Source organism: Streptomyces sp. NPDC012508, from assembly GCF_042902595.1.
Classification (GTDB): Bacteria; Actinomycetota; Actinomycetes; order Streptomycetales; family Streptomycetaceae; genus Streptomyces.
Map to the genome: position 1 here is coordinate 52980 of NZ_JBIBEO010000001.1, position 23281 is coordinate 76260.

General features: G+C 69.6%; 26 protein-coding genes and 1 tRNA gene. 9 read left to right on the top strand and 18 right to left on the bottom strand.

Annotation, left to right across the window (positions count from 1 at the left end; all coding sequences use genetic code 11):
* Window positions 1–482: 482 nt before the first annotated feature.
* Window positions 483–1019: a transglycosylase SLT domain-containing protein gene (locus ACFY8U_RS00125; RefSeq protein WP_361605028.1), complete on the top strand. Its 537-nt coding sequence runs from the start codon at window positions 483–485 to the stop codon at window positions 1017–1019.
* Between the two features lie 131 nt (window positions 1020–1150).
* On the opposite strand, the gene ACFY8U_RS00130 is transcribed toward ACFY8U_RS00125, so the two are convergent.
* Window positions 1151–1224: transfer RNA gene (locus ACFY8U_RS00130), tRNA-Met, on the bottom strand.
* 192 nt (window positions 1225–1416) lie between these two features.
* On the opposite strand from ACFY8U_RS00130, the gene ACFY8U_RS00135 reads away from it, so the two are divergent.
* Window positions 1417–2361, top strand: coding sequence for a squalene/phytoene synthase family protein (locus ACFY8U_RS00135; RefSeq protein WP_389563548.1), 945 nt, complete (start codon window positions 1417–1419; stop codon window positions 2359–2361).
* 49 nt (window positions 2362–2410) lie between these two features.
* Window positions 2411–2794, top strand: coding sequence for a hypothetical protein (locus tag ACFY8U_RS00140; RefSeq protein WP_389563551.1), 384 nt, complete (start codon window positions 2411–2413; stop codon window positions 2792–2794).
* A 187-nt stretch (window positions 2795–2981) separates the two neighbouring features.
* On the opposite strand, the gene ACFY8U_RS00145 is transcribed toward ACFY8U_RS00140, so the two are convergent.
* The 7 genes from ACFY8U_RS00145 to ACFY8U_RS00175 all read right to left on the bottom strand — a co-directional run bounded on the left by ACFY8U_RS00145 (window position 2982) and on the right by ACFY8U_RS00175 (window position 7833).
* Window positions 2982–3257, bottom strand: a complete 276-nt coding sequence (locus ACFY8U_RS00145) for a DUF4235 domain-containing protein (protein WP_389563554.1) — start codon at window positions 3255–3257, stop codon at window positions 2982–2984.
* A complete protein-coding gene (locus ACFY8U_RS00150) occupies window positions 3257–3688 on the bottom strand; it encodes a DUF3618 domain-containing protein (RefSeq protein WP_389563556.1) in 432 nt (143 codons plus the stop codon). The genes ACFY8U_RS00145 and ACFY8U_RS00150 overlap by 1 nt, the downstream gene beginning before the upstream one ends.
* The gene (locus tag ACFY8U_RS00155; protein WP_389563559.1) at window positions 3685–4107 is read right to left on the bottom strand and encodes a phage holin family protein; all 423 of its coding nucleotides are present in this window, start codon (window positions 4105–4107) and stop codon (window positions 3685–3687) included. Before ACFY8U_RS00155 ends, ACFY8U_RS00150 begins: the two co-directional genes overlap by 4 nt.
* A gap of 311 nt (window positions 4108–4418) precedes the next feature.
* Window positions 4419–5498, bottom strand: a complete 1080-nt coding sequence (locus tag ACFY8U_RS00160; RefSeq protein ID WP_389563562.1) for a YihY/virulence factor BrkB family protein — start codon at window positions 5496–5498, stop codon at window positions 4419–4421.
* Between the two features lie 485 nt (window positions 5499–5983).
* Window positions 5984–6394: a hypothetical protein gene (locus ACFY8U_RS00165; RefSeq protein ID WP_389563563.1), complete on the bottom strand. Its 411-nt coding sequence runs from the start codon at window positions 6392–6394 to the stop codon at window positions 5984–5986.
* A gap of 222 nt (window positions 6395–6616) precedes the next feature.
* A complete protein-coding gene (locus ACFY8U_RS00170) occupies window positions 6617–7201 on the bottom strand; it encodes a S1 RNA-binding domain-containing protein (protein ID WP_389563566.1) in 585 nt (194 codons plus the stop codon).
* Between the two features lie 218 nt (window positions 7202–7419).
* Window positions 7420–7833 carry a hypothetical protein gene (locus tag ACFY8U_RS00175; protein ID WP_389563568.1) on the bottom strand — a complete coding sequence of 138 codons (414 nt, stop codon included), beginning with the start codon at window positions 7831–7833 and terminating at the stop codon, window positions 7420–7422.
* A 1119-nt stretch (window positions 7834–8952) separates the two neighbouring features.
* Here ACFY8U_RS00175 and ACFY8U_RS00180 point away from each other — a divergent pair.
* Both ACFY8U_RS00180 and ACFY8U_RS00185 read left to right on the top strand, forming a co-directional pair.
* On the top strand, window positions 8953–9426 hold the full coding sequence (locus ACFY8U_RS00180; protein ID WP_389563570.1) for a lamin tail domain-containing protein: 474 nt from the start codon (window positions 8953–8955) through the stop codon (window positions 9424–9426).
* A gap of 287 nt (window positions 9427–9713) precedes the next feature.
* Complete coding sequence (locus ACFY8U_RS00185; protein WP_389563572.1) at window positions 9714–9860, top strand: hypothetical protein; 147 nt, start codon at window positions 9714–9716, stop codon at window positions 9858–9860.
* A 308-nt stretch (window positions 9861–10168) separates the two neighbouring features.
* On the opposite strand, the gene ACFY8U_RS00190 is transcribed toward ACFY8U_RS00185, so the two are convergent.
* From ACFY8U_RS00190 to ACFY8U_RS00200, 3 genes are all read right to left on the bottom strand, one after another.
* Entirely contained in the window at window positions 10169–10336 is a 168-nt protein-coding gene (locus ACFY8U_RS00190; protein ID WP_389563574.1) for a hypothetical protein, read from the bottom strand.
* A 472-nt stretch (window positions 10337–10808) separates the two neighbouring features.
* On the bottom strand, window positions 10809–11309 hold the full coding sequence (locus ACFY8U_RS00195) for a hypothetical protein (protein ID WP_389563576.1): 501 nt from the start codon (window positions 11307–11309) through the stop codon (window positions 10809–10811).
* Between the two features lie 301 nt (window positions 11310–11610).
* Window positions 11611–12354 carry a hypothetical protein gene (locus ACFY8U_RS00200; RefSeq protein WP_389566061.1) on the bottom strand — a complete coding sequence of 248 codons (744 nt, stop codon included), beginning with the start codon at window positions 12352–12354 and terminating at the stop codon, window positions 11611–11613.
* Window positions 12355–13055: 701 nt separating this feature from the next.
* Here ACFY8U_RS00200 and ACFY8U_RS00205 point away from each other — a divergent pair.
* On the top strand, window positions 13056–13538 hold the full coding sequence (locus tag ACFY8U_RS00205; RefSeq protein ID WP_389563579.1) for a DedA family protein: 483 nt from the start codon (window positions 13056–13058) through the stop codon (window positions 13536–13538).
* Window positions 13539–13576: 38 nt separating this feature from the next.
* Here ACFY8U_RS00205 and ACFY8U_RS00210 read toward each other — a convergent pair whose 3' ends face one another.
* A complete protein-coding gene (locus ACFY8U_RS00210) occupies window positions 13577–14089 on the bottom strand; it encodes a DUF2716 domain-containing protein (RefSeq protein ID WP_389563581.1) in 513 nt (170 codons plus the stop codon).
* Between the two features lie 333 nt (window positions 14090–14422).
* On the opposite strand from ACFY8U_RS00210, the gene ACFY8U_RS00215 reads away from it, so the two are divergent.
* The gene (locus tag ACFY8U_RS00215) at window positions 14423–14896 is read left to right on the top strand and encodes a hypothetical protein (protein WP_389563584.1); all 474 of its coding nucleotides are present in this window, start codon (window positions 14423–14425) and stop codon (window positions 14894–14896) included.
* Window positions 14897–14930: 34 nt separating this feature from the next.
* On the opposite strand, the gene ACFY8U_RS00220 is transcribed toward ACFY8U_RS00215, so the two are convergent.
* The gene (locus tag ACFY8U_RS00220) at window positions 14931–15383 is read right to left on the bottom strand and encodes an Lrp/AsnC family transcriptional regulator (protein WP_389563587.1); all 453 of its coding nucleotides are present in this window, start codon (window positions 15381–15383) and stop codon (window positions 14931–14933) included.
* A gap of 102 nt (window positions 15384–15485) precedes the next feature.
* Here ACFY8U_RS00220 and ACFY8U_RS00225 point away from each other — a divergent pair, with 102 nt between their 5' ends.
* Window positions 15486–16445: an SMP-30/gluconolactonase/LRE family protein gene (locus ACFY8U_RS00225; RefSeq protein ID WP_389563589.1), complete on the top strand. Its 960-nt coding sequence runs from the start codon at window positions 15486–15488 to the stop codon at window positions 16443–16445.
* Window positions 16446–16846: 401 nt separating this feature from the next.
* On the top strand, window positions 16847–17944 hold the full coding sequence (locus tag ACFY8U_RS00230; RefSeq protein ID WP_389563592.1) for a hypothetical protein: 1098 nt from the start codon (window positions 16847–16849) through the stop codon (window positions 17942–17944).
* Between the two features lie 504 nt (window positions 17945–18448).
* Here ACFY8U_RS00230 and ACFY8U_RS00235 read toward each other — a convergent pair.
* The 5 genes from ACFY8U_RS00235 to ACFY8U_RS00255 all read right to left on the bottom strand — a co-directional run bounded on the left by ACFY8U_RS00235 (window position 18449) and on the right by ACFY8U_RS00255 (window position 23279).
* On the bottom strand, window positions 18449–19576 hold the full coding sequence (locus ACFY8U_RS00235; RefSeq protein WP_389563595.1) for a caspase family protein: 1128 nt from the start codon (window positions 19574–19576) through the stop codon (window positions 18449–18451).
* Complete coding sequence (locus ACFY8U_RS00240; protein WP_389563598.1) at window positions 19573–19929, bottom strand: hypothetical protein; 357 nt, start codon at window positions 19927–19929, stop codon at window positions 19573–19575. Before ACFY8U_RS00240 ends, ACFY8U_RS00235 begins: the two co-directional genes overlap by 4 nt.
* A 211-nt stretch (window positions 19930–20140) precedes the next feature.
* Window positions 20141–21229 (bottom strand): class I SAM-dependent methyltransferase, encoded by a 1089-nt coding sequence (locus tag ACFY8U_RS00245; RefSeq protein WP_389563600.1) that lies wholly within the window; start codon window positions 21227–21229, stop codon window positions 20141–20143.
* Window positions 21226–22440, bottom strand: a complete 1215-nt coding sequence (locus ACFY8U_RS00250; RefSeq protein WP_389563603.1) for a glycosyltransferase — start codon at window positions 22438–22440, stop codon at window positions 21226–21228. The genes ACFY8U_RS00245 and ACFY8U_RS00250 overlap by 4 nt, the downstream gene beginning before the upstream one ends.
* A complete protein-coding gene (locus tag ACFY8U_RS00255; RefSeq protein ID WP_389563605.1) occupies window positions 22437–23279 on the bottom strand; it encodes an alpha/beta fold hydrolase in 843 nt (280 codons plus the stop codon). Before ACFY8U_RS00255 ends, ACFY8U_RS00250 begins: the two co-directional genes overlap by 4 nt.
* Between the last annotated feature and the right edge of the window lie 2 nt (window positions 23280–23281).

Sequence of the window (23281 nt, forward strand, 5' to 3'; positions counted from 1 at the left end):
TGCGGGCGTGGGGGGCCTGCCGAAAGGCCGCTGGGCCGGTCGGGGGCTGCCAGAAGGTCGAAGCGCCGGCCCCGCCGGAACTGCCCTGAGTGACGCCGACTCCGGCTACCTACGGAGCGTGATTCGCCTCGACCGGGCAGTCACGAGGCCGCCCGGACAGGGGCCGTGGGTTGTGATGCCCCGCACGAGAGCCACGTCACGTCCTAAGGGAGGTAGTACACGGAGGACCCGCGATCCCGCGCCCAGGTGCAGCGCGGGAGGCCATTCCAGACATTTGCTGCCCGGTGGGGTAGTACGTCACATCCTTGCACTCGTCGCCGAGCGCCCCTAACCATGGCTGTCGTTCCGGGGATCCCGGTGCGGGACGGACAGCAGTGCAGGTTCGCTCGACCGCCCGCCCCTTGCGGAGTGCCGCTCCGCTCCCGCCGCACCGCATGCGGTCGGCATCCCCACCTCGTCCCCAGATGGAGAGTTACTCGCGTATGACCGCCCCCACGCAGAACACCACCAGCCGCATCGCCCGATTCCGCAAGCTGTCCGTCGCAGGCATAGCCACCGCTGGTGCCGCGGCTGCGGCGCTCACGCTGGCCCCGTCGCCCGCTCAGGCAGCCCCGGTACCGGCGAATGTCTCGGCGTCCCAGGTGGCTGCGGCGGACGCTCCGGCGGCGAAGAAGGCCAAGAAGGCGAAGAAGCAGTACGCCGACAACCTCGACGGCTGGATCAAGGAAGCTCTGGACATCATGAAGGCCGAGCAGATCCCGGGCAGCTACGAGGGCCTGCACCGCAACATCATGCGTGAGTCCTCCGGCAACCCGAACGCCCAGAACAACTGGGACGTGAACGCGCAGAACGGCACGCCGTCGAAGGGCCTGCTCCAGGTCATCCAGCCGACCTTCGACGCCTACCACGTCGACGGCACCCCGCACGACCTGACCGACCCGGTCGCCAACATCACGGCGGCCGCCAACTACGCGGCCGACAAGTACGGCTCCATCGACAACGTCGACTCCGCCTACTGATCCACCCTTCCCAACCGTCGGAGCAACCGAAGCCGTCGGCACAGGCAGGACCGGCCGGACAGCTCCTGGCTCGGCAGCCGTGGCGGGAAACGAGACGAGGGGCCCGGCTGAGCCGGGCCCCTCGTCTTTCGTAGCGGGGACAGGATTTGAACCTGCGACCTCTGGGTTATGAGCCCAGCGAGCTACCGAGCTGCTCCACCCCGCGTCGGTGACACCACCATACACAGTGACCCTCGCGCGGTTGCACGCACCTACCCCGTAGGTCCGCTGCGAACGATGTTCTCGGCCTACGGACCCTTCTGCCCCTGCGTCACGTCAACTTCGGGATGTAGGGGCTCATCCGGGTCCGTGGCCCGGGCGCCCGTAGGCTCGCAGCTGACGACGACAGGAGATCGGCATGTGGAAGCAGTCCCTCGACCGGGCCGGGGTCAGGGAGCCGGGGCTACGGCGGGACTACACGGAGCAGCGCCGGGCGGTGCGGAAGTTCGCGACGGCCGAGTACGCGGCCGCGCGACTGCTGCTCCCCGCCGCCCTGCTGCCGCACGTCGTGGCCGCCGTCGCGTTCATGCACGACACCGACGACCGGATCGACAGCGGAGCGCCGGCCGAACGGGCGGCCGCGCTCGAGGAGTGGGGCGGGCTCGTACGGAAGGCCTTCGCCGAAGGTGACTCCGAACTGGCCGTGCTGCGTTGCCTGGTACGCACCGCCGAACGCCACCCGAACGTGCGCGCCTACGTGGACGAGTTCCTGCGGGGCTCCGAGCGCGAGGTCGCGTGGCGGGCCATCGCGGACGACGAGGAACTGGAGCAGTACGTACGGGAGTACTCCCTGCCCGCGCTGATGCTCACGGCCTGTCTCCTCGCGCCCGCGGACCCGTCGGCGCGGGCGGCGTTCACGGACGGCTGCCACCGGCTCATCCGTGCCATGCAGCGCATCGATTTCCTGGAAGACCTCTCCGAGGACGTGCGTGTGGGCCGGCCGGGCGTCCCTGCCGACGCGGTGGCACGCCACGGCGCCGACCTCACCCGGCCCAGTGCGGCGCTGGGCCGGCTCGTCGAGGAGCAGATGGACCGGGCCGCCACCGACCTCGCGGCAACTGCTCCCCTCGCGGGCGTGGTGGACCCTTCGTACCGGCCCTTCGTCCGGGCCCTCGTCGGCGTCCAGCGCCTCCGCCTCGACGCGGTACGCCGCGCGGGCGCGTCCTTGGCCACGCGGAGCTCCGGCCCCGCGGCGCCGGCGGCAGCCCTACTGCTGCTGCGGGAGACGGCGGCACGGGCCGGGCTCCGTGCGACACAGAAGGCCCGGAAGGAACCGACCGGGGCGCGCCCCCAGCAGGAGTGATGCGAGGGTGAGCGCACTTCGGTGACGACCTGGCAGGCAGACTGCGCACATGCAGCTCCCCGCCGAAGCCGTTGCCGCCACCGCGCTGATCGAGGTCGTGAGGATCACCGCCCTACCGACCAAGCAGGGCACCCCATACCCCGGCGACGTGATCGCCCACTGGGCGGGGAACGAGGCCGCCGACGCCTTGGCCTTGATCGAGTCCCTGCCTGGCAGCGGACAACACCGCTGCGGCTTCTCGCCGGGCTGGAGTATCCGGGCGTACGAGCAATCCCTCGACCTGGCGCTGTTCGAGGCGGCGTTCTGCTTCAAGTGCCACGAGGTCCGCATGCACGGCACGGCCGTATCACCGGAGTTGGCCACGCAATTCTTCGATACGGACACCCCGCCGGCCCAAGCCCTGCTGGCCCTCTTCCGCGCCGCCTCCCCGTAGCCGGCGTACTGGATGACCGGGGAGCTGACGAAGGTCAAGGGCCTGCGGGGCCTCGGCGGGCGCGGTCCGAAACGCATGGTCTGCTTCGGCGGAAGGCAGGCCGGCTGGAAGGCAGGCCGGCTGCGGAACAGTCTCCCTCAGCGTGTGACGGGCCCGGGGGGTCCGCTGCCTGAATCCCGAACTGCGATTACCGAGATGAGCCAGGCCAGGTTCCGGTCAGGCGGTGCACGGTCGCAGCGCCGCCGCGGTCGACCGCAGCTTTGACCCCCGCGAAGATGGCACCCTGCAGAGTGGCAGCGATCAGGACTTCCTTCCAGCTGCGGTCTTTGTCGGTGGCGTCGGGGGCGTCCTGGTCGTGGCCGATGACTTTCCACACCTGTTTGAAGACCATGCCGGCCAGGGCGCCGCTGGCGGCGCCGAGCGCCAGGCCGACGGGTTTGTAGGCGACTTTGGATGCATTCATCAGCGCCTCCTGGTGCGGCGGACGAGGAAGACGACGGCGAGGGTGGCCACGCCCGCGGCGATCAGCACTCCGCGACTGCTGCGCACGGACTCTGCTGCGAGATGGACCTTCTCGCGCGTCGGCTCGGAAGTCCGGCTCTGGATCATGTCGCCCAGGTTGTGGGCGGTCTCGGTCAGCTGCTGCTTGGCGTGGGTGGCTTTGTCACGTACCGGCTCGGGAGTCTTGTCCTGCGCTGCTTGGAGGGCATGGGCGGCCTTGTCCTGGATCTGGGACTTGGCCTTCGCCGCCTTCTGCTGTGCCTGGGCTTTGATGTCGGTCCTGGCGGCCAGCGATTCGATTGTCTGGCCGAGTTCCTCGCGGGTGCCTTCCACCTGCTCGCGCAGTTCCTCAGGGGTGGGGGCGGTGTCGTTGTGGCGGGACTGGTCGGTCATGGGTGGGCCCTCTCCTTGATCTCGGTCACGTCGCTCTTGACACTTTCGATGGCTTGCTCCGGGACGGGCGGGCCGGCCTTCCTGACCTGCTTCTTACCCATGGCAGCAAGCACACCGGCTACAGCCGCCAGGACGGCCGTGACGGTCAACGCCGAGACCCACAGTGGCCAGACGAGGTCCAGGGCAACGATCGCGGTGGCGGCGAGTGCCTGCAGGGCGATGATGCCGATCACGCCGGCTCCGCCGAAGAGGCCGCCGCCGAGCCCGAACCGTTTGCCCTTCTGCTGCATCTCCGCCTGGGCCAGACGCAGCTCCTGCCGCATCAGCCGTGAGATCTGCTCCGATGCCTGCTTGACCAGCTCGCCCACCGATTCCTCGGCGTCCTGGCGCGCCGGGTGATCCACTGACCTGATCTTCATCGTGACCTGCCCCTTTCTGTTCGGCCATCCGGGGATCTTTCGGCTTGGTAGCCTCGCTTCCCGGCGGGTACCCGGGCCCCGCCAACCCACTCGCCCGAACAAGGAGCCCTCTCCACAGCGAGCCAAGGCGAGCTGCAGCGCCGCGTGGAGCAGCAGGCGGGGCGCGCGCGATGGAGGGGCCAGGCGCTGGCCAGGCCGATCGCCGCGCCCGCCGCCACGTCGCTGGGACAGGGCATCCCCAGCTCAGTCCCCCGTTCCGTCCTCCGCTGCCGACGTCCGAGCGCACAGCTCACACCCGAGTGGACGCCGGTTCACCCGCCCCCGCCCATCTCTCTGCGGTCGGCGTCACTCCACGTACGGGTGTCCCGGGGCTCGACGTAGGGCTCCTCCTCGGCGGGGTGGCCGCCGATGATCGCGCGTTCGCGCGCTAGCTCGGCATCGAATTCCAGGCCCAGCAGGATCGCCAGGTTCGTGATCCACAGCCACACCAGGAAGATGATCACCCCGGCCAGGGTGCCGTAGGTCTTGTTGTAGGAGCCGAAGTTCGCCACGTACAACGCGAAGCCCGCGGAAGCGATCATCCAGATCAGCAGAGCCAGGAAGCTACCAGGGGTGATCCACTTGAACCCGCGGACCCTTGCGTTCGGCGATGCCCAGTACAGGATCGCGATCATGATCGTGACCAGAAGGACCAGGACCGGCCACTTGGCGATCGACCACACCGTCAACGCGGTATCCCCCACCCCCAGGGCTGTGCCCACCTGCTTGGCCAGAGCCCCGGTGAACACCACGATCAGCGCGCTGACGCACGCAAGGATCATCAGCACCAGCGTCAGAACCAGCCGCAGCGGCGTGACCTTCCACACCGAACGCCCCTCGGGGATGTCATAGACGGCGTTGGAGGTGCGGATGAACGCAGCCACATAGCCGGACGCCGACCACAGCGCCAACAGCAGACCGACGATCGCCAGGACGGATCCGGTGCCGCTGCTGGCCTGCAGCTGGGTCACCGCGTCGGTGATGATGTCGCGGGCCGAGCCCGGCGTGAGCTTCGTGATGTTGTCCAGGACGCTCTGCGTCGCTGCCTTCCCCATGATGCCCAGCACCGAGACCAGCACCAGCAGGGCGGGGAACAAGGCCAGGATCCCGTAGTAGGTCAGCGCCGCAGCCCGGTCGGTGAGCTCGTCGTCCTTGAACTCCGCCACCGTCCGCTTCAGCACCCCCCACCACGACTTTTTCGGCATGTCGGTGGGCCGGTCCGGAGCCCTGCGCTCAACCTCCGGATCTGGTCCCGCGCCGCCAGGCACGTCATCTGCCTCACGGCCGGCGTCACGATGCCGACCATCCTGCTGGTCCTGCGCATCCTGCTTGTGCTGCCATATCCGTGTCATGCCGTGCGGGTAACCGCACAATCGGAGGCGAATCGCCAAACACCCTGAATTCCAGATTTTCCGCCGGGCCGGACCACTCGGACTGCCCCGGGAGCCTGCCGGCACCCCTCCTCGATGCCTGCCTGGCGAGGTCGAACGAGGCAACGGGCATCGCCGACCGCCGTACCTCGTACTCGATCACTCCGGCACCCTGCTCGTGCGCGGCCTCGATCACCCTGCGAGTCTCGTCGTCGCCCAGCGCCTACGGCAGGCAGATCGTCGGCTACGGCCGCCCTCGGCCGCCACATGAGAAGCTCCGGCGCAGCCCTTGCGCGTCCTCGCACGATCCTTCCGCCATGAAGTGACGGTGCGGCAGCACCGAACGCGCGGGCAAGACCGGGCGACGGGAATCGCGGGCCCGGTACGCAAGTCTCCCGTGACCTGTACCGATACCGAATCGCCTCCGATCCCTGCACAGCCTCGCCACGGCGGGCCGCAAGGCCGGATCACTTGGTGACGCTGTCGTAGCTGAGAACCTCGCGGGTCTCCTCATGGATGAGATAGACGGTGACCCTCCCGGCGCCTCCCGCCACGTCAGCGGGAACGGAGAACGAGATCTTGGCCGACTGGCCACACACTGGGCTGCTGCTTCGGCTCGACAACCAGGCCCCTCTGGCAGTGAAGGTGTCCACGAGGGTCCTGCGACAGGAGGTCGGGCTGACGGACTTCTGCTCCCCCTCGATGGCCACCGACCGGTTGTACCAAGTGACCGTGCCCCTTGTGTAGGTCTGGCCGAAGCTGGCGTCGAACGTGTAGGGAGCCGCTTCGGCAGCGGCGGCCGAAGTCGCCGGCACGGCGAGGAGCAGACCGGCGGTGAGGCTCATGGTGCCGAGCGCGGCAGTGACCTTCGTACGCATATGGTCTTCCTGGGGTGTCGTCGATGAACCGCCGGGGCGTGTTCCGCCCGGCGCGGACGGACGCACGCGCTCCAGTCTCGCGGGCCGGACCGGACCGGTCTACAGGGCGTCGACGAGGGCAAGTTGCCGCTTCAGAGCGGCGGTGCGGGCGGAGGGTGACCGATGCCGTCGGCGAGGGCGGGCCGTTGTGGGGGTGAGGCCTCTACAGCGGCGCGGGAGCCGTCACGTGGGCAGCGCCACAGCTGCGTGGTGGGCGCTTTCTGGCCTGGCGAGGAACACCCGTCGGGTTGGACGCTCGATTTCTGCGACGACGACAGCGATCTCCTCCCCAACCTCGAAGTCCTCTACCGGACTCGCCGCAGGCCGGCCGTGGACCTCTCTGAAGGGGACCAGCCCGACGACCCCGTCCCCGAGGTCGACGAAGATACCGATGGGAAGCACCTTCTCCACCGTCCCGCGGAGTTCCTGGCCTACCACTGTGCGGTCGGCGAAAGCCTGGAGGGGGTCGGGCTCCAGTGCCTTCAAAGACAGTCTGGCCTCCGCATTGAAGGTGTCGAACTGCAGGAACTCACACGAGACACGCTGCCCTACCTGGACAACATCGGTGGGAGCATCGATGTGCCGCCAGGACAGTTCGGGGACGACGATGAAACCGACACCGGGCAGGGTGGGATGGCAAGGCCCATCGTCCAGGGCAACGAAAACCCCGAATCGTTCGATCGCCGCGACGGTGCCGGACAGGATGTCGCCGCGGTTCAGGGACTCCAGGAACGCCCAGAGTTCCGCACTCTCAGGCTGCCAATCCATACCGGCCACCCTGGCACACGACGTCGCGTGCCAGCCATGCCCTCAAGCGGAAGCGACCGTCCGCAGTCCCGCCCCAACGGGGGCGAGGACGGCGAGAAGCTCACCTACAAGGTGGCGGGCAGCCCTGCGCGTTACGACACCTCCGTCGTGAGCAGAGGAGCGAAAGGTGGTCCTCACATACTGCGGCCCCGAGCTTCCCAGTCTCTTTCGGATCATGCTCAGGCAGCATCCCACTCTGCTTGCAGCCAGCTGAGTTGCACCTCGCTGAGCGGAGGCTCAAAACCTTCAGGGAACATGAGCGTGAGTGGCTGTGGCCACACGCTCTCGGGCCCGTGCTCTTCACAGTGCAGAGCCACGAGATGCGGCCCCTCCTCGCAAGCCTCGCGCTGGTAGAAGCGGTCATGCGACTGGCAGAAGTACGAGAACAGGCTGCAGTCGTCCTCGTCGGTCGGCTCGTAGAAACCGGGGTCACGGACGATCAGCGTCACCCGTTCCTGACGATCGAACCGGGGGATGGGCCGAGGATCACACCACAGCAGGCGAGGAGGAAGCACGCGATCATTCTGCGCCGAAGGCGGCTTCGAGTCAGCGTGCAGACCAGATGAAGACGCCCGCGAGCCCTGCTGCAGCATCGTTCGAATGCGTTGCGTCGCTCGTATGCCTCTCGGTCAAAGAGCGACGTGCGGCTTCGACCCTGCCTGAGATGGTGGCCGTCACGGACGAACGGAGGCGTTGCAGAGCCAGAGGGCGCCGAGGGCATCCCGGGCGTCTTCGGCAAAGGGCCGAGCCCGATTCGTTGTAGCCGGGGTTCTGCCCGTCGACCACCAATGGACGGCCCGACAGACGAGCGCGAACGTGGCGTGGGACGACATGCTGCCCGTGCTGACGCTGCGGGGATCGCCCGGTCGAGGGCTCGGCCCTGGACCGTCCGTTGCGGAGCCGCAGGATCGACTCGGTGCCGAGACGGAAGCCGCTCGCCTGGTCAGGAATCCAGCGCCCGGCAGCGGTTTCGTCGCCACTGCGTCCGCCAGGTCCGCGATCGTCCAACGGCCGTGCGACGCGTCCGCGGACTCCTTGCATTGAACGGTGAGTGACGTCGCGTCGGCGCCCACCAGCCCGCCGATCACTGCGACTTCGGGGAAGCCGGCAGGGCGGCGTGTCCGTCGCCCTGCCGGCCTCGTACCGCAGCGGGCGGTAGCGACTCGGGCATCCGCGTTGTTCGTGCGGGTCAGGACGGTGTCGCCGAACGTTCCGTCGTACGACTTGGCCCTCGGGCAGCGCCACGACGGCGAAACGGCGCCGTCACCCTTCCTCTCCCGAAACCCTGGCGTCGTAGCCCATCCATCGGCGTCGGCGCAGCGCTGCCGGGTCGCCTTCGCGTACGAGGGCGTGTCGGTTGTGCGAAGAAACGTGCAGAAGGGCAGTTACGCAGGCCCGCCACCTGATCGGGCTAGCGCGCCGGGTGGCGCGGACCGGCAGTGCCTCGGAGCCCGCAAGGGCTTGCCGTTGATCTTTCAACGGGTGGGTGTAGCGGGCAGTGAATGTCAGGACCACGCCCGTGGGGAATGCTTGATCGATACAGGCGACAGTTACGGAAATGTCCACATTCGGTAACTGGTCCCGGTTGGCGTTCCGATGTGTCCGGCGAGGCCGCAGAGTCTGAGTCCTCGGCCCGCACCGGACCGGGACCCGCACCGTTCTCACCAGCTCGTCGCAGCTGATGAGGCACCGTTCTCGAGGAGACATCACACATGTCTGCTTCTTCGACCGCCCGCCGTATCGCCGCCACCGCTCTCGCGGCCGGCGCCATGGTCTCCATCGCCGCTCTGCCGGCCTCCGCCCATGACGACGACCGTCACCGTCAGCCGCGGGTCGAGATCAGCCGCGTCCAGGCCGACAGCCCCGGGCGCGAAACCCGCAGCAACCGGTCGCTGAACGCCGAGTGGGTCGAGATCACCAACAACTCCCGCCACGCCGTGAACCTGGACGGCTGGACCCTGCGCGACAGCGACGGCAACCGCTACCGCTTCGACGACTACCGCCTCGCCGGCCGCGCCACCGTCCGCGTCCACACCGGCGAGGGCCGCGACACCCGAACCGACCTCTACCAGGACCGCCGCGACTACGTGTGGGACAACAACCGCGACAAGGCCACCCTCAAGGACCACCGCGGCCGCACCGTCGACACCGAGTCCTGGGGCAACCGCCACCACCACCGCCGCTAACCCGACACCCGGCCCCCTTGCTGTCCGCTCGTCCACAGTGGGCAGCAAGGCCGGCCGACTTCCCTGAGAAACGTGTGCGCCGGACAGCCTGAGCTGCCCGGCGCACGCATGCGTGAGCCGGGCTCCGTCCACCGCAGGGCAAGCTCAGCGAGGGGTCCTCCGACGTCACCGGCCCGCTGTCAGTGTGGGATGCGACCCTTTGCGGGCCCGGCGGCCGCCCATCACCCCGAAGCCGATGCTGCCGCCGGGCACTCCCGTCTCGAGCGGAGGACGGTCATGGAGACCTATTGAGCCAGTGGACACGGGACGGCAGGCGGTGGACGTCCGCCGTCAGCTACGGCCCCATGAGCGCCGAGCACCGCCAGACTCAGCTCGGGGCCGATGGCGCCACCGACACCGTCATCGAGATCGTGAACGTCACGGCGAGCGCGTAGCCCGCCCGTCGCCGACCCCCGCACGGGCAGCGCACAGGCGGGCCCGTCATATGCCGAAGACCTTTTCGTGCACGACCCTGTCGCGCCGCATGCTGCCGGTGGCAGTGTGTGCGCACGCGGTCCCCGCAGACCACCCCCGGAGAGGGATCGCGCCGCTGGTCCCGCCTGCCGCCTGGCAGGCGGGGCCGCGCCGCCCCTTCCCGTCTCCCCACGGGAAGGGTCCAGGCGCGCCCGGAACGCCGTACGGCACGAAGGGACTGACGCTCCAATTGGCAGTCAAGGCGCCCGAGTACCTGATGGTGGTCCGGTCAGGTTTGGTAGGGGTGAAGGGCGACGTTCTCCGATCCGACGCTGATCTCCACCCAGGACTCGTCCACGCTGCTGGGGATCGGTGATGCCAAGTCGAACAGCAGGGGCCAGTGGCTCATCTGGAGGCAGGCCGCGCCGTCCTCCGTGAGGCTGAGGAGGCCGCGCATGATCACCCGGTCGCCTTCCTGCCGGAGTTCCGCCTCGGCAGAGGAGGCTGGCCGGGTGCCATGGCCCTCCTGGAGGTATGGGCCGTGTACCGGCGCTTGGTCGAGGGGATCGCTGCGAAGGCCGGGCAGTCGTCGACCTCGTGGCCGCGCTGGAGGAGACGGCGCCAGAAGTCGGCCTGAACGCTGCGTATCGCAGGCGCCGCGCCGGAGGTTGTGCCGTGCATGGACGACTTCGAGCCCGCGACGGGTGACTATCCGGACGATCCCTGCTTGCCGTTGCTCACCGCGGCCGAGGCACGCGAGACGGTCAGCTACACCATGAAGTTGGAGGCACTGGACCTCACGGCACACGGCAGGGCTTCTGGCACCCTGGCCCATGAGCCGGCCGTGCATTTTCCCTCGGATGAGACGGCGCCTCCGACGGGCCGACCGGCCCCGGCTGGCACCGCATCAGGTGATCGTTGGGGGCTGGTCAAGGCAGGAGCGTTCGGGTCGCGTTCCAGGCGGTGAGTTGCTCGCGGACCGGGCCAGGTGCCAGGTAGCCGACCAGGCTTTCCAGGTGGGCCGTCAGGTTCTTGTGCCACCGCAGCTCGCGGATCTGCTCGATGGGAAGGTCGCGCCAGCCCTCGGCGAGACCGGCGGCCTGGGTTGGCGTCAGAGTCAGAGAGTCGAGCGTGTCGGACGCCAGCGCCTCGGGGCTCCAGTCGGGGTCGGTCCCGTCAGGGCCCAGCCGGTCGATCACCCTCATCCGGAGCATGAAGTCCTGCTGGGCCACCCGCGCAGAGGGTCCCTCGGCGTCGTCGAGCATGCGCCGGTTCGCGAGCAGCGACAGCTTCGCCCACTGGCGACGGGCTTCCCGGGGATGGGTGGAGTCGTAGGCCTGGCCCTGCGCTGCGACGCGTGCCGTCTCAAGCTGCCGGCCGCGGGCGTCTTGGATGAACGTCTGCAGCTGGTCGAGTGTCCACGTGCTCACATCGCGGCCCGATTCTTCTCGATATGCGTCGCTACTCAAGGTCCCACCTCCTGGGAGCGTCTGACCTCGACCACCGTTGCCGCTCCCTCGCTCGCCGCTCGCCGCTCGCGTACGCAACGAGCGGCAACATAGCCGCCACCCGTGACATTGCCCCTACGGGACCTGGCGTGAGCCGCCCCCGCCCGCGCCGACGGCCCATACAGAACAGCCAGAACGATCGAGGGCCGTCTACAGCGCTCAGTCACCACGTGTGTGAGCGCGATCGATGGCCCGTTCGGCCAAGCCCGTGCTCAGCCCCGGGTCAAGGCGTAGGCGAGGCGTTGGTGAGTGTCATCCAGTCCTGGACCGTCTCGTGGTGTGAGCCGCTCGCTGTGCTTGCGGCCACTGCCTGCGTGTCCTCGGCGGTGGATGGCGTTCCGGCGCGGGTGAGCAAGGTGAGCGGCCAGTGGGGGCCCGCACCGGCTGGTTCTTGGTCGAAGGGGGTCCAGTCCCAGGGCCCGTCGAACCGCCAAGCCCGGTCGGCGGCGTCTGCGACCTCGTCGCCCAGTTCGAGAGACGCGTACGGACGCATCAGCAGCTCGAAGGTGAAAGGGATCCCGTCGCCAGGGTGGAGGCCGTACCCGGTGCCGTTCAGATGGCTGTCGTCCGGGAACTCTCGATAGGACACACCACGGCGCAGCACGCTCACGGTCAGATGCGGACGGGGCAGCCGGCCGGTCTCAAGCGGCGGGTCGTGGTGGTCGACTGACGTCACGTGCACGACGGTCGGTGGCACTCCGACCAGGCAGATGTCGCCCGCCTCAAGCTGCTCGGGCGGCGGGTCGGTCCGGAACAGCTCCACCTCTGGTCCAGGTGCTTGCCCGCCGGTGTCCACGCCCAGGGCCATGATCCCGTTCCAGCGCATGAAGTCACTGCCTGTGTCGATGTCCCACCAGGGCCACCGCACCGAGATGTGGTCCCACGTCACACCCCGCTCGACTCGCGCCGGCGTGAAGGGGCAGGTGATCGACAGCACGTCACTGGCCCGGAAGTCCCCCGCATCCATCACTTGGCCAGGGTAGACAGCTTCTTCTGGAGAGCTGCACCGGCCTACCAGCCGGGGCGCACCGCTCGGAGACTGTGGGCGCCTACGGAAACGCTCCAGGCCGCGCACCAGGTGTCGCCCTCGGGATGCGCCCGCGCCTGCTTGATCGCTTCATCGAGGAGGCCGCGCTCGGCCGGGTAGGCCCCAGGCCGTCGTGCGCGCGCCTGTGATCGGCGTACAGGCGGACAGTGTGTGAGCGATCCGCTCCTCCCCGCCGCCGGGCGGGTCCGCGAGTGGGCGCATCACCTCGATCGCTCCTCCAGCACCTCGCCGAGGCGCCGCGCGGCGTGCCCGTGGTGCGCGGCCGCCGCGTACGCGCGTGGTTCCTCGAGAGGAGCCGGTGAGCCAGAGCGATGCTCCTGCCACAGCGGCCGGGGCCTGCGCTGTCGGTGAGCCGACCAGATTCACTGATCCCGCCTGCCGTTCCTCGGGGGGCAGATGCCCTGTACCCGCCGTATGCGCGTTCGGTTAGGCTGACCTTGCCTGGCGTACAGACCTGGGCGTGCGGGTTCGGGCTCCGGTGCCGCAGGTGGGAAACAGACAGAGGCAGGGCGCAGGTGAAAAACGGTTACCGAGCCTGGCGTCGTGCGCCCGCTGGGGCGGTACGCCCATGCACGTGACAGGGGAAGCGGGCTCCGGCGCGGCGCCCGGGACGAGGCGTCGTGGATAAGATCGCGCTCACGGCCGGAGCCCTGTACGCCATCGTCCTGCTCCGTGCTGGAGGGACGTTCGCCGTCGGGTGGCTCGCCGGCGCCGGTGCCCGGCGCAGCAGGTTCGCCGGCAGGATCTCCTCGGCGAAATTCCGGCGCGCCGAACGGGCAATCCAGCGGTGGGGCGCGCTGGTAGTGGCCGCCTCCTTCCTGACCGTCGGATTCCAGACCGCCGCCAACTTCCTCGCGGGCAGCATGCGCATGCCCTTGTCGCGCTACCTCCCCGCCCTGTTCGTGGGCGGAGCGGCCTGGGCGCTGATCTACGCGACCGCGGGGCTCGGCGTGCTCGAAGTGCTGGGAAGGCTCTTCGCCGAACGGACGGCCTTCGGGGTGTCCGCCGTTGCCGTTCTCCTCCTCGCGGTGTGCGGGGTGGTGGTGTACCGCAGGAGGAGGGCGGTTCCGTCCTCCAGCGACACCGTGGCCGACGAATCGTGAGCCCGCCCCGCGAGGGCGTGTGTAGGAACTGCTCTGAGTTATTGCACTGCCCTGCCTGCCCTGCGGATCGGGGGGCCGAGAACTCTGTCGACTTCCGCGGATGCGGCGTGGAGGAGTTCCTCACCGAACAAGCAGAGGGACCCTTCCCATGGGTGGCCAAAGCTGCCGAAGCGGAAGTCTTCCGCGAGGAAGATGACGTAGTCCCCGTCGGGGTACGGGCTCAGTGGCCAGGCCGGTTGCCCAGCACCGCCGACCTGCTGCGGTGTGAAGCGATACGACGTGTGCTGCCAGTCGAGGGCAAGCAGTGTGCCCGCTGGGCCGGCGCATGAGGCCAAGCCCTGCTCGACCACACCGACCAAGCGGTCCAGACACTCGTCACACGGATCGTCATCAAGTGCCGAAAGGTTCCAGGTAACCGATGCGCAGGGCTGCGTGATCGCCGGCCACTTCAACGGACTCATACTCGGCCGGAAGTCGAAATCCTCGTAGAAGCGGTCCCATACGCGTCCGTACTCCGCCTCCGACAACACCGTCACGGCACCTTCCACCATGGCGCGATCCTAGTGATCCACCTCAGTGGTGCTCGCTGAGAAGATCGCTCACCGCGCGCTTGCCATACGCGTAGCCGCGGCACGGTGCCTCTTGAGGCGGTTCATCGCGCGCTGGACCCACGTGGCGCTCGTGGTAGTCGGCCGGATCGAAGCGGGAGCGGTCGGCCGCCGCGGGACCCGAGTCCGACGGTTGTACGCCTGGTCAGCCAGGTCGGCCGCTCATTCTGCCCCGCGCACCGCGGCTCTTCTCACCAGCCAGCAGGCTCGGACCTGCGCTGTCGGTCCCCGCCGCTACCGTTCGCTCGTTCACGATCTTCAGGGAGGGGTGGCTCGATGGGTGCCAGCGGATGGGACTACGTCACCACGTACGACGGCGATGTCGAGGCGGCCTTGGCGACATTGCAGGCCAGGGTGTTCCAGGAGGAGTACGGCGACGATGCCCGATACCGAAGTCTGGAGGATCTGTACGAGGACGAGGAGCTCATGGGGACCGAGGGCACCCATACGATCCTCGACATCGACAGGGTTGTCGCCACGGATGACCCGCCGTCGTCCTCCGCCATGGCTGACTACGGCACCCTGCGCCCTCTGGCTGTCAACCGCGTGATGCACCACTTCGGCACAGACCGCCCGTCGGCCGAGCAGTACGAGGAACTCGCTGCTGCTGGCAATAAGGCTGCGAGCCACGAGGAGTACGAGCAAAGCCTGCTCGGCGAGTGCAAGATGCGGTGGACCGGCAACTACATCGTCCTCTACTCCGGCAACAGGCCGACTCACCTGGGAATCTTCGGATTCTCAGGAGACTAGGACCGCACCGGTGAGCATGCCATCCGCAAACAGATCATTCCTGATCATCGGTCAAGGGGGACACCGGTCGCTCGAAGAAGGTCTCCAGCACCACCGTGGCCTGAGTTCCGCTGACTCCCTCGATCGCGTAGATCCGGCGCAGTACGTCCTGGAGCTGCTCGGTGGTCGCGGTCCTGACCTTCACCAGGACCGATGCGCTGCCGGCGATGATGTGCGCCTCCAGGATCTCGGGGAGCGCTGCGAAGCTCTCGGCGGTATCTCCCATCCAGGACGTCGAGTCGACCGTCACGTAGGCCAGCACGGCGCCACCGACCGCCGCGGGATCCACCTCGGCCGCGGTACGTCGGATCACTCCGCGCTCTCGCAACTTCCGTACGCGTTCATGGGCGGCGCCGGCCGAGAGGCCTACGGCCTGGCCGAGCGCGGCGTAGGACAGGGTGGCGTCCTGCTGCAGATGCGCCAGCAGGGAGCGATCGATGTGATCCACAACTCTCCATTCGAACCGACCTTGCCTTCACCATATCTCATCCTGCAATCTTCCTGATGTGCCGAAGTTCGTTCGGCCACTGTCTGGATGGGGAGGGCCAGCATGACCAGTGAGCGCCCCGCGCTGTACGAAATGTTCGACGACCGGTTTCGCACCGGTCGGTGCATGAACGGCGATGAGGGCCTGGAGGTCCTGTACACCGGCTGCCGCTGGGCCGAAGGGCCGCTCTACCTGCCCGCCTGGCGGCAGTTGATCTGGAGCGACATTCCCAACGACCGGATGCTGCGTTGGGACGAGGAGACCGGAGCCGTCAGCATCTTCCGTCGCTCCGCCGGTCACACCAACGGCAACACCCTGGACCGCCAGGGCCGGCTGGTCACCTGCGAGCAGGGCAACCGGAGAGTGACACGAACCGAACACGGCGGCACGATCACGGTGCTGGCCGACCGCTGGCAGGGCAAACGTCTGAACAGCCCTAACGATGCGGCGGTCAAGTCCGACGGCTCCATCTGGTTCTCCGACCCCGACTTCGGTATCACCAGCGACTACGAGGGCCATCGCGCGCAGAGCGAGATCGGCTCCAACAACGTCTACCGCATCGACCCGGCCACCGGTGAAGTGCGACTGGTCGCCGACTGCTTCGGCGCCCCGAACGGCCTCGTCTTCTCGCCCGACGAACGGCAGCTCTTCGTCTCCGACACCCGGGCGGGCTTCATCCGGGTCTTCGACGTATCCGACGACGGCACACTGTCCGACGGCGAGATCTTCGCCGAAGCCGGGGCTCGCGGGACCGCCCGCTTCGACAACCTCCGCTTCGACGACGGCGGCCGGCTCTGGGTGGCCGCAATGGACGACGGAGTCCACTGCTACGACCCCGACGGCACTCTGATCGGGCGGCTCACCGTCCCGGAGACCGTTGCCAACATCGCCTGGGGCGGCGCCAAACGCAACCGTCTCTTCATCGCCGCAGAGACCAGCCTCTACTCGGTGGTGATGGGCGTCACGGGCACCCACCCGGCCGGACCCGGGCACCGGCCCTGGCTGGATTCTGAGTCCCGGTGACCCTTCGATGGGCCTAGCGACTTCGTTTCGGTCGCATGGCCGCAGTGGGGAGCCATGCGGCCACGCTGCCGGGGGGCCGCACGCCCTCGAACAGCAGGGACAGGGGCAGGCGTCACCGTTCTGCGCGCCGCGCCAGGAACCAGTCGGCCCCGGTCCGAAGCGTCGACCGGTCGGGCGCACCTCAGGGACGGGTGAAGCGGCGCTCGTCCCGGGACGGACGCGGCCTGACGGCTCATCACCACTGCTGTCACTGACGGGGGAACGCCCGCCGTGCCGCCTGCAGCGTGTTCGGTCCCCCCTGTCACACACCACCCGACGGGAACGGCTGTGCGATCATCTGGAACACGATCATGGGGAAGCCGGATCGCGAAGAGCGAAGTGCGAAGAGCGAGGAGTGCGGAGTGAACGCGGGCGGCGGGCGGGGCGGTTCTGCCGTGCCCGATGAGGAGTGGGAGCGGTTCCTTCGGGACTCCGTGGCCGGAGCGGCGGACGCTCCCAGGGAACCGTCGGCTCAGGAACGCGGCAGGACCGGGGCGTCGGCCGGGCGGCCCGCCGGCGGACCACCGGCCTGGCGCGCGTCCGCGCCGGCCCGGCCCCGCCGACGGGGGAAGGGATGGTACGTCGCCGGTATGGTCGCCGCGGTCGCGGTGCTGGCCGCATCGCTGACGCCTGGACTCCTCACCGACTGGTTCGGCACGGGGGACATCAAGCCGCTGGCCGTGGAATCGGAGCACCCGGACCAGGCACCCCCACCGGAGACCCCGCGCCGTCCGACGCTCGACGAGCCGTTCCTCGGCTCGCCGGCGGCGCGCTGGGCGGACGGCGCGGCCGGGATCGGCATGCCGCGACCCAAGGCGACGGGCTGGATGAGCAGCGACCAGGTCGGGCGCGCCCTGGAGCGGACGCGGGACTTCCTCTCCAGGTCGAACCTGGACCGGCAGGTGCTCGAAGGGAAGCACCCCGCCAGGGCGATCTCCCTGATCAACCCTCACCAGCAGGACATCCAGGCCTTCCTGGGCTCCGCATTCCGTAAGCCCGACCGGGAGAGCGACCCCGTGCTGCTCTTCAGCCGGTTCGACCCGTCGACCACCCGTCTCGTCGGTGACACCGTGAAGACCCGCGGCCGGCTCTCCTTCGAAGAAGGACCCCAGGGATCGGTGCGGGTCACGGGGGACGTCACGTACGTCTACCCCGTCGTCCGCGCGCAAGCCGGCAGCGAGGACGTCGTCCGGACGATCGTGCGGCGCGAGGTGGTCGTCAGCTGGGACGATCCCGCGAAGATCGTCACCGAGCCGGGGACGTTCTCCCTCGTCTCGTACAAGGTCGACATGACCAACGGCGGCTGCGGCCCCGTCACCGGCTACCTCACCCCCGACTTCGACCGTTCGCGCTCGGACGCGGAGGCGAACGGATCCGTCGTGGACCCCTATGACCGCAGCAGGTCGATGGCCGAGCGCACCGAGTCGGACGGGGGATGCGGGACCGCGACGCGGTCGTAGCCCCTCCCGCGCCGGGGCCACCCGGCGCGGGGCTGCACGGGCGGCGCCACCACGTCCGCCGGTGCGCGCCGCCACTGCCCGGTGCGGCATCGCGATCGGCATCATGCCCGTGGCCTCGCACCGTGACGCGCCGGTAACCGTCTTCGGACCGTCCCTTGGGACTGGAGGACCTTCGCGGACCGTTCAAGTACCTGGTTTCGGACATGCTTTGTCTTTCGGCAGCGAAGTCCTAGGTGCCGTCGGCAGACTGGCGAGAGATGTCGATCTACCGTTCGGGGGATGTGGAGCTGTGGCGCAGAAGCGCAAGGGGTACTACCGGGCTGGGCACTACGTGAAGCCTTCGACTGCGGTGAGCCGGTGGAAGAAGCCGTCCACGGGCGTGATCGTGGTAGTCGGTCTACTGGCCATCGCCGGCTGGAACACCTTGTTCGGGAACGACTCCGGCGTCAGCGAGAAGGATCCTCAGCCAAGCCCCTCCGGAGTCTCCGCCCCGGCTGATCCCCGTCACTGACCGCGGCCTCGCCAGAGGGCGGAGAACCGCCGCCGTGCCTTCCCGGGCTCCACGGTGCCACCAGCAGGCACGCCGGCGCCCTCGTCTCGCAGTTCCTGCCAGGCGCCGTGCCATTGCTCGATCTGGTCGGCGGGGACACCGCACGCGGCCAGGTAGGCGGCTGTGCTGTTCCATGTGGCCGGGAGCGTGTCACGGTTGATCAGTCTGCTGATCGTGCCCGTGGAGACCCGTCCGGCTGAGCGGCGGCTGACCTCCTGTTGGGTCAGTCCGCTGACTTCGCGCACTGCCGCGAGGTTCGTGAAGTAGCCGGTGACCGTGCGGATCGTGGTCGGGTCGGGCCAGAGGCGGTGCTCCGGCTGCGGATCTGCCGCGGTGGTGACGGGTGCGGTCTTGTGGGCCGCGTGATTTCGCGTCAGCGCGACCCGGGCGCCACTGTTGCGGTTTCTGGCCTGCGGCACAGGGTGCGCCCGCGCCTCCAAGGTCAGGCGCAGGTGCCGGTAGACGGTTTCCAGGTCCAGCAGTGGGGGCCCGCCGGGGATGCCGTGGCGGAGGGTGTCGAGCAAGGCTCCGGTGAAGGCTGTGTGGGTGTCGCCGATCGGGGCCAGAGCGGTGCGCGTCTCGGCCGAGGCGGCGAGCAGGAAGGTGCCTTCCACCGCGGCCTGGTCGGCGAGGCCTTGCGCTGCGTTCATCCTGCCGAGGGCGAGGCCGCTGTAGCAGCAGTCCAGGAGGACGATGTGCCGCTGTGCTCGGGAATCCAGGAGGATCTGCCGCAGCCAGTCGTAGCTGAGGCTGGTCTCGACTCGGCCGGGCCGTGTGTGCGGCAGAGCCAGGGCGAGGGCGTCGTGGGCGTCGATGAGGCCGTGGCCGGCGTAGTAGACGATCAGTGTGTCGGTGGCCTCGGCCGCCGCGTGGCGCATCGGATCCATCACGGTGCCGGGGTCGGGCGGATTCTCGACGACGGTCACGTGCGGTGCCGGCAGGCGCAGGGACAGGGGGCCGCTCAAAATGTCAGCAAGGGCGGCCAGGTTGTTGGAGACGGCCGGGAGTTGTTCCAGGTGGTCGTAGCGGCTCGTACCGATGAGTACGGCGCGTGAGGCTCCTGGGTCGGGCAGGACGCTCACGCGTCCCGGCCCTCGTTCGCCTCGGCTTCCAGGGCCCTGGTCACTCGTTCGATCTCCTCGGGTGAGCAGTCGGTGAGGATCATGACCGTGTCACCGCGGTGAATCTCCACCCGCGACCGTTGCGGACGGGACTGCCGCCACGCCACCAGAGCGAGCACGAACGACGCCGCGCTCCACCCGTTTCCCGTCACCAACTGAAGGACGTCGAGCGCGGCGCCCATCTCCCCCGGCCGCGGAGTGTTCCCCCGGATGTCGGTCACGGCCGTCCTGCGCACGTCCGGGTCCGAACGAAGCCAGCCCTGCAACGATCGGAGCTCCCCCGCGCCCGACTCCACCCGCACCTCTAACCGCACCCTGGCCTCCCGCCCACCGGAATCTACCCGCCTCGCCGGCGGTGTTCTGGCCCCATCCTCGCTCACCGGGCCGGTCTCTCGCCTCACGATTCGGCAGATGGGGCGGGTGGTGCGCTTCCAACGCCCGTGCCTAGGGCAGCGGTCGGGGATCGCAATCGTGGCATCAGCGGTGCCAGGGAGGTCCACTGCACGAGCCGGGCTCGTGGAGCCCTCAGCGCGACGAGACGTCTCCCCGGGTGGCGATCAGGCGGTAGGCGTTCGTCAGTCGTAGGCGGCCCGCGAGCGGGCGTGCCGTTGTCCGGTCCAGGGTGGTGGCCGCCAGGAGCAGCGGTATCCCGGCGAGCAGTACGGCCGTTCTCGCCGCCCGGCGCCAGGCTCCGGGCGGTGTGGGCAGCCACGGCAGGTCCTCCCGTGGCGCCAACGCGTCCAGGGCGACCCACGTGGCGGCCACCAGGTCGACCGCGTCGTGCGCCTCGGTGTGTTCCTCGGCCAGGACCGTGAAGCCCGTCTCGGTCAGCCGGCGGCGCAGATTGGCCGCCGGTGCGAGGTGCAGGTGCTGCGGCTGGAGCCAGGGCAGCCACCAGCGGCCCAGCAGCCGCGCGAACCGGCTTTCGGGATCGGGTACGTCGATCACCAGCAGTCCGCCCGGCCGCAGCGCGGTGTGCGCGGCTTCCAGTTCGCGCTGGGGGTCGGTGGAGTGCTCCAGGTAGTGGAACATGCTCACCACGTCGTACGAGCCGGCCATCCCTGCGGCCAGTTCGGGGAACCCCCCTCGGTGGCCCCGGCGTATGCGGCCGGCGCGTTCGGCGAGCTCCGCGCCTTCGGAGTGGTCCAGTCCGTCGAACGTCACCGCCGGGAGCATGGCTTGGGCGGTCGCGCAGAAGTGGCCGTGTCCGGTGCCGACGTCCAGCCACTCGGCCGCTCTCGCGAGGTACGGCCGTACGGACTTCGCCCGGGAGTGGTAGGTCGCGGTGCGCCCGCCGAACAGGCCGGCGAGGCGCTCCTCGCCAAGGCCGTCGTAGAAGTCCCGGTAGTAGAAGGCGAGTCCGCGCTCGTTCAGCCGGGGATTCTGGAAGACGTGCCCGCAGTCGTGGCAGCGGTCGAGGACGAAGACTCCGGGCTTGTGCTGGAGCAGGTCCGTGGTGCGCAGGCGCTCGCCGAGCCGGGTCGAGCCGCACCAGGGGCACAGGTCGGCGCGCGGTGCGAAGAAGGCGGCGGTGCCGTCGGCCAGTTCCTTCTCGTACGCGGCGCGCAGCGAGGCCACCTGGAGCGTACGGGCCTTGCGTGACGCGGAGCTCATGAGTCCTCCTTCCGGCCGTCGGCCAGTCGTTCCAGGTGACGGGCGGCTGCGGGGGCGCCGCCGGCGTCACGGAAGGCCCGCGCGATCGTGCGGGCCCCGGCTCGGGGGCCGGGGTCGTACAGGACGGTGTCGACGGCCGCGCCGATCGTGTCGGCGGAGGCCCGGCCGAAGCGGATCCGTACGCCTGCCCCGGCATCGGCTACTTGCGCGGCGATCACCGGCTGGTCGTCGCGGATGGGCGCGACCACCAGGGGGACGCCGTGCCACAGCGCCTCGCACACGGTGTTGTGCCCCGCATGGCAGACGACGGCGTCGGCACGTGCGAGCAACTCCAGTTGGGGAACCACGGGCAGGGCGATGACATCCCGCTCACCGGGTCCGGCAGCGGCGCCGGTGCCCAGAGCGCCCTCCGGGTCGACCACGACGGCCTGCACCCGGTCGGAGCGGGCCCTCAGCGCCTGGGCCGCCCGGTCCAGGAAACGCGCCCCCACGTCGGTGTTGGCGGTGCCCAGGGTGACCAGGACCAGCGACCGCTCCGGATCGAGCCGCTCCCAGGGGAAGGCGGAGGAGGGCCGGGCGGTCAGGGACGGGCCGACCCAGCGCACCCGGTCGCCGCCCCGTGCGGGGGGTCCTGCCAGCTCCGGTGTGCTGAAGGCGAGCACGAGGTGCGGGGAGAAGCGCGGGTCACCGCTTCCCGCGGGATCGCCGATCCGGGCCCGCAGTTCACGCAGCAGGGCCGCGTTCCAGGCGGCGACATGGGGCATGGACGCCAGGGCGTCGGTGAACTCGGCCGAGGTCGTCGCCGAGGTGGCCCACGGCAGCCCGAGGTCCTCGGCGACGAGGGCGCCCGCCAGCGCCTGCTGGTCGGCGACGACCACGTCAGGCCGGAAGCCGTCGACCGCCTGCCGGACGCCGGGGGCCATCGCCTCGGCGAGCGGGACGAGGAATCGCTCCCACAGGAACCGCAGCGCCTCCGGGCCGCGTATCTCCGCGGGGCGGGCGGTGTCCGAATCCGTCCCCTGACCCCCGGCGCCGGCTCCGGCCTGCGGGCACGGGTGGACGGTCGCATCCCGGCCCGCGAGGCGGCGTACGAGGGCCGGCTCGCCCGCCCATGCCACCTGGTGGCCCCTGGAGGTGAGCGCGGCCGCGACTCCCACGGCCGGGTTGATGTGTCCGACCAGCGGCGGCACGACGAACAGGAAGCGGCTCACCGGGCACGCCCCGCCCGGACCGCGACCGGGCGGGAATGCCGGCCGACCCAGTCCAGGACCAGATCGCGTACCCGGCCGGGCGCCTCCACCAGGACCGAGTGCTGGTGGCCGGGGAGCGACTCCGTCTCACAGTGCGGCAGCAGCGATCGCATACGGGGGGCCTGCGCGGCGAGGTCGGAGTCGGCGCCGTAGAGGGCGAGGACGGGGCAGCGGATCGCGCGGAGGTCGACGTCGTCCAGGACCGCGCTCGCCGGGATGTCCTGGGCGAGGGTGGTGTCGCGGACGAGCCGTCCCGCGGACTTCGCCAACCGGGCGGTGTGGCCGCCGTGGTGGGTGGCGATCCAGTCGAGGGCGGCGCCTTCGTTCGCGCTCATCTCGTGGCGGACCCTCTCCAGCAGCCCGGCGAGCTTGGCCGCCCAGGGCGGCGTGGCGGGCTCCGACTCGATCACCACCATGGCGGCCACCCGCTCGGGCCGGCGCAGCGCGTACCCGAACGCGACCGTACCGCCGTAGGAGTTGCCCACCAGGTGCACGGGGGTCCGGACGTGGAGCCGGTCCAGGAGTATGTCCAGGTCGTCGACGAACGCCCCGAGTGTGTAGCCCCGCTGAGGGCGCCCGCTGCGCCCGTGGCCCAGGTGGTCGTACATGATCACGTCCAGGCCGGCTGCCGCGAAGGCCGGGGCGACGGTGAAGTAGTAGCTGGCGAGGCTGTCGGTGAGAAGCCCGTGGAGCAGGACGACGGTGGCGTCCGGGACGGCGGCCGCTCCGGAGGCGGCGGGGCGGGCGGCGGCCAGGCGCTGGACGTGCAGCCGGACGTCGCCGGTGTCGACGATCGCCATGG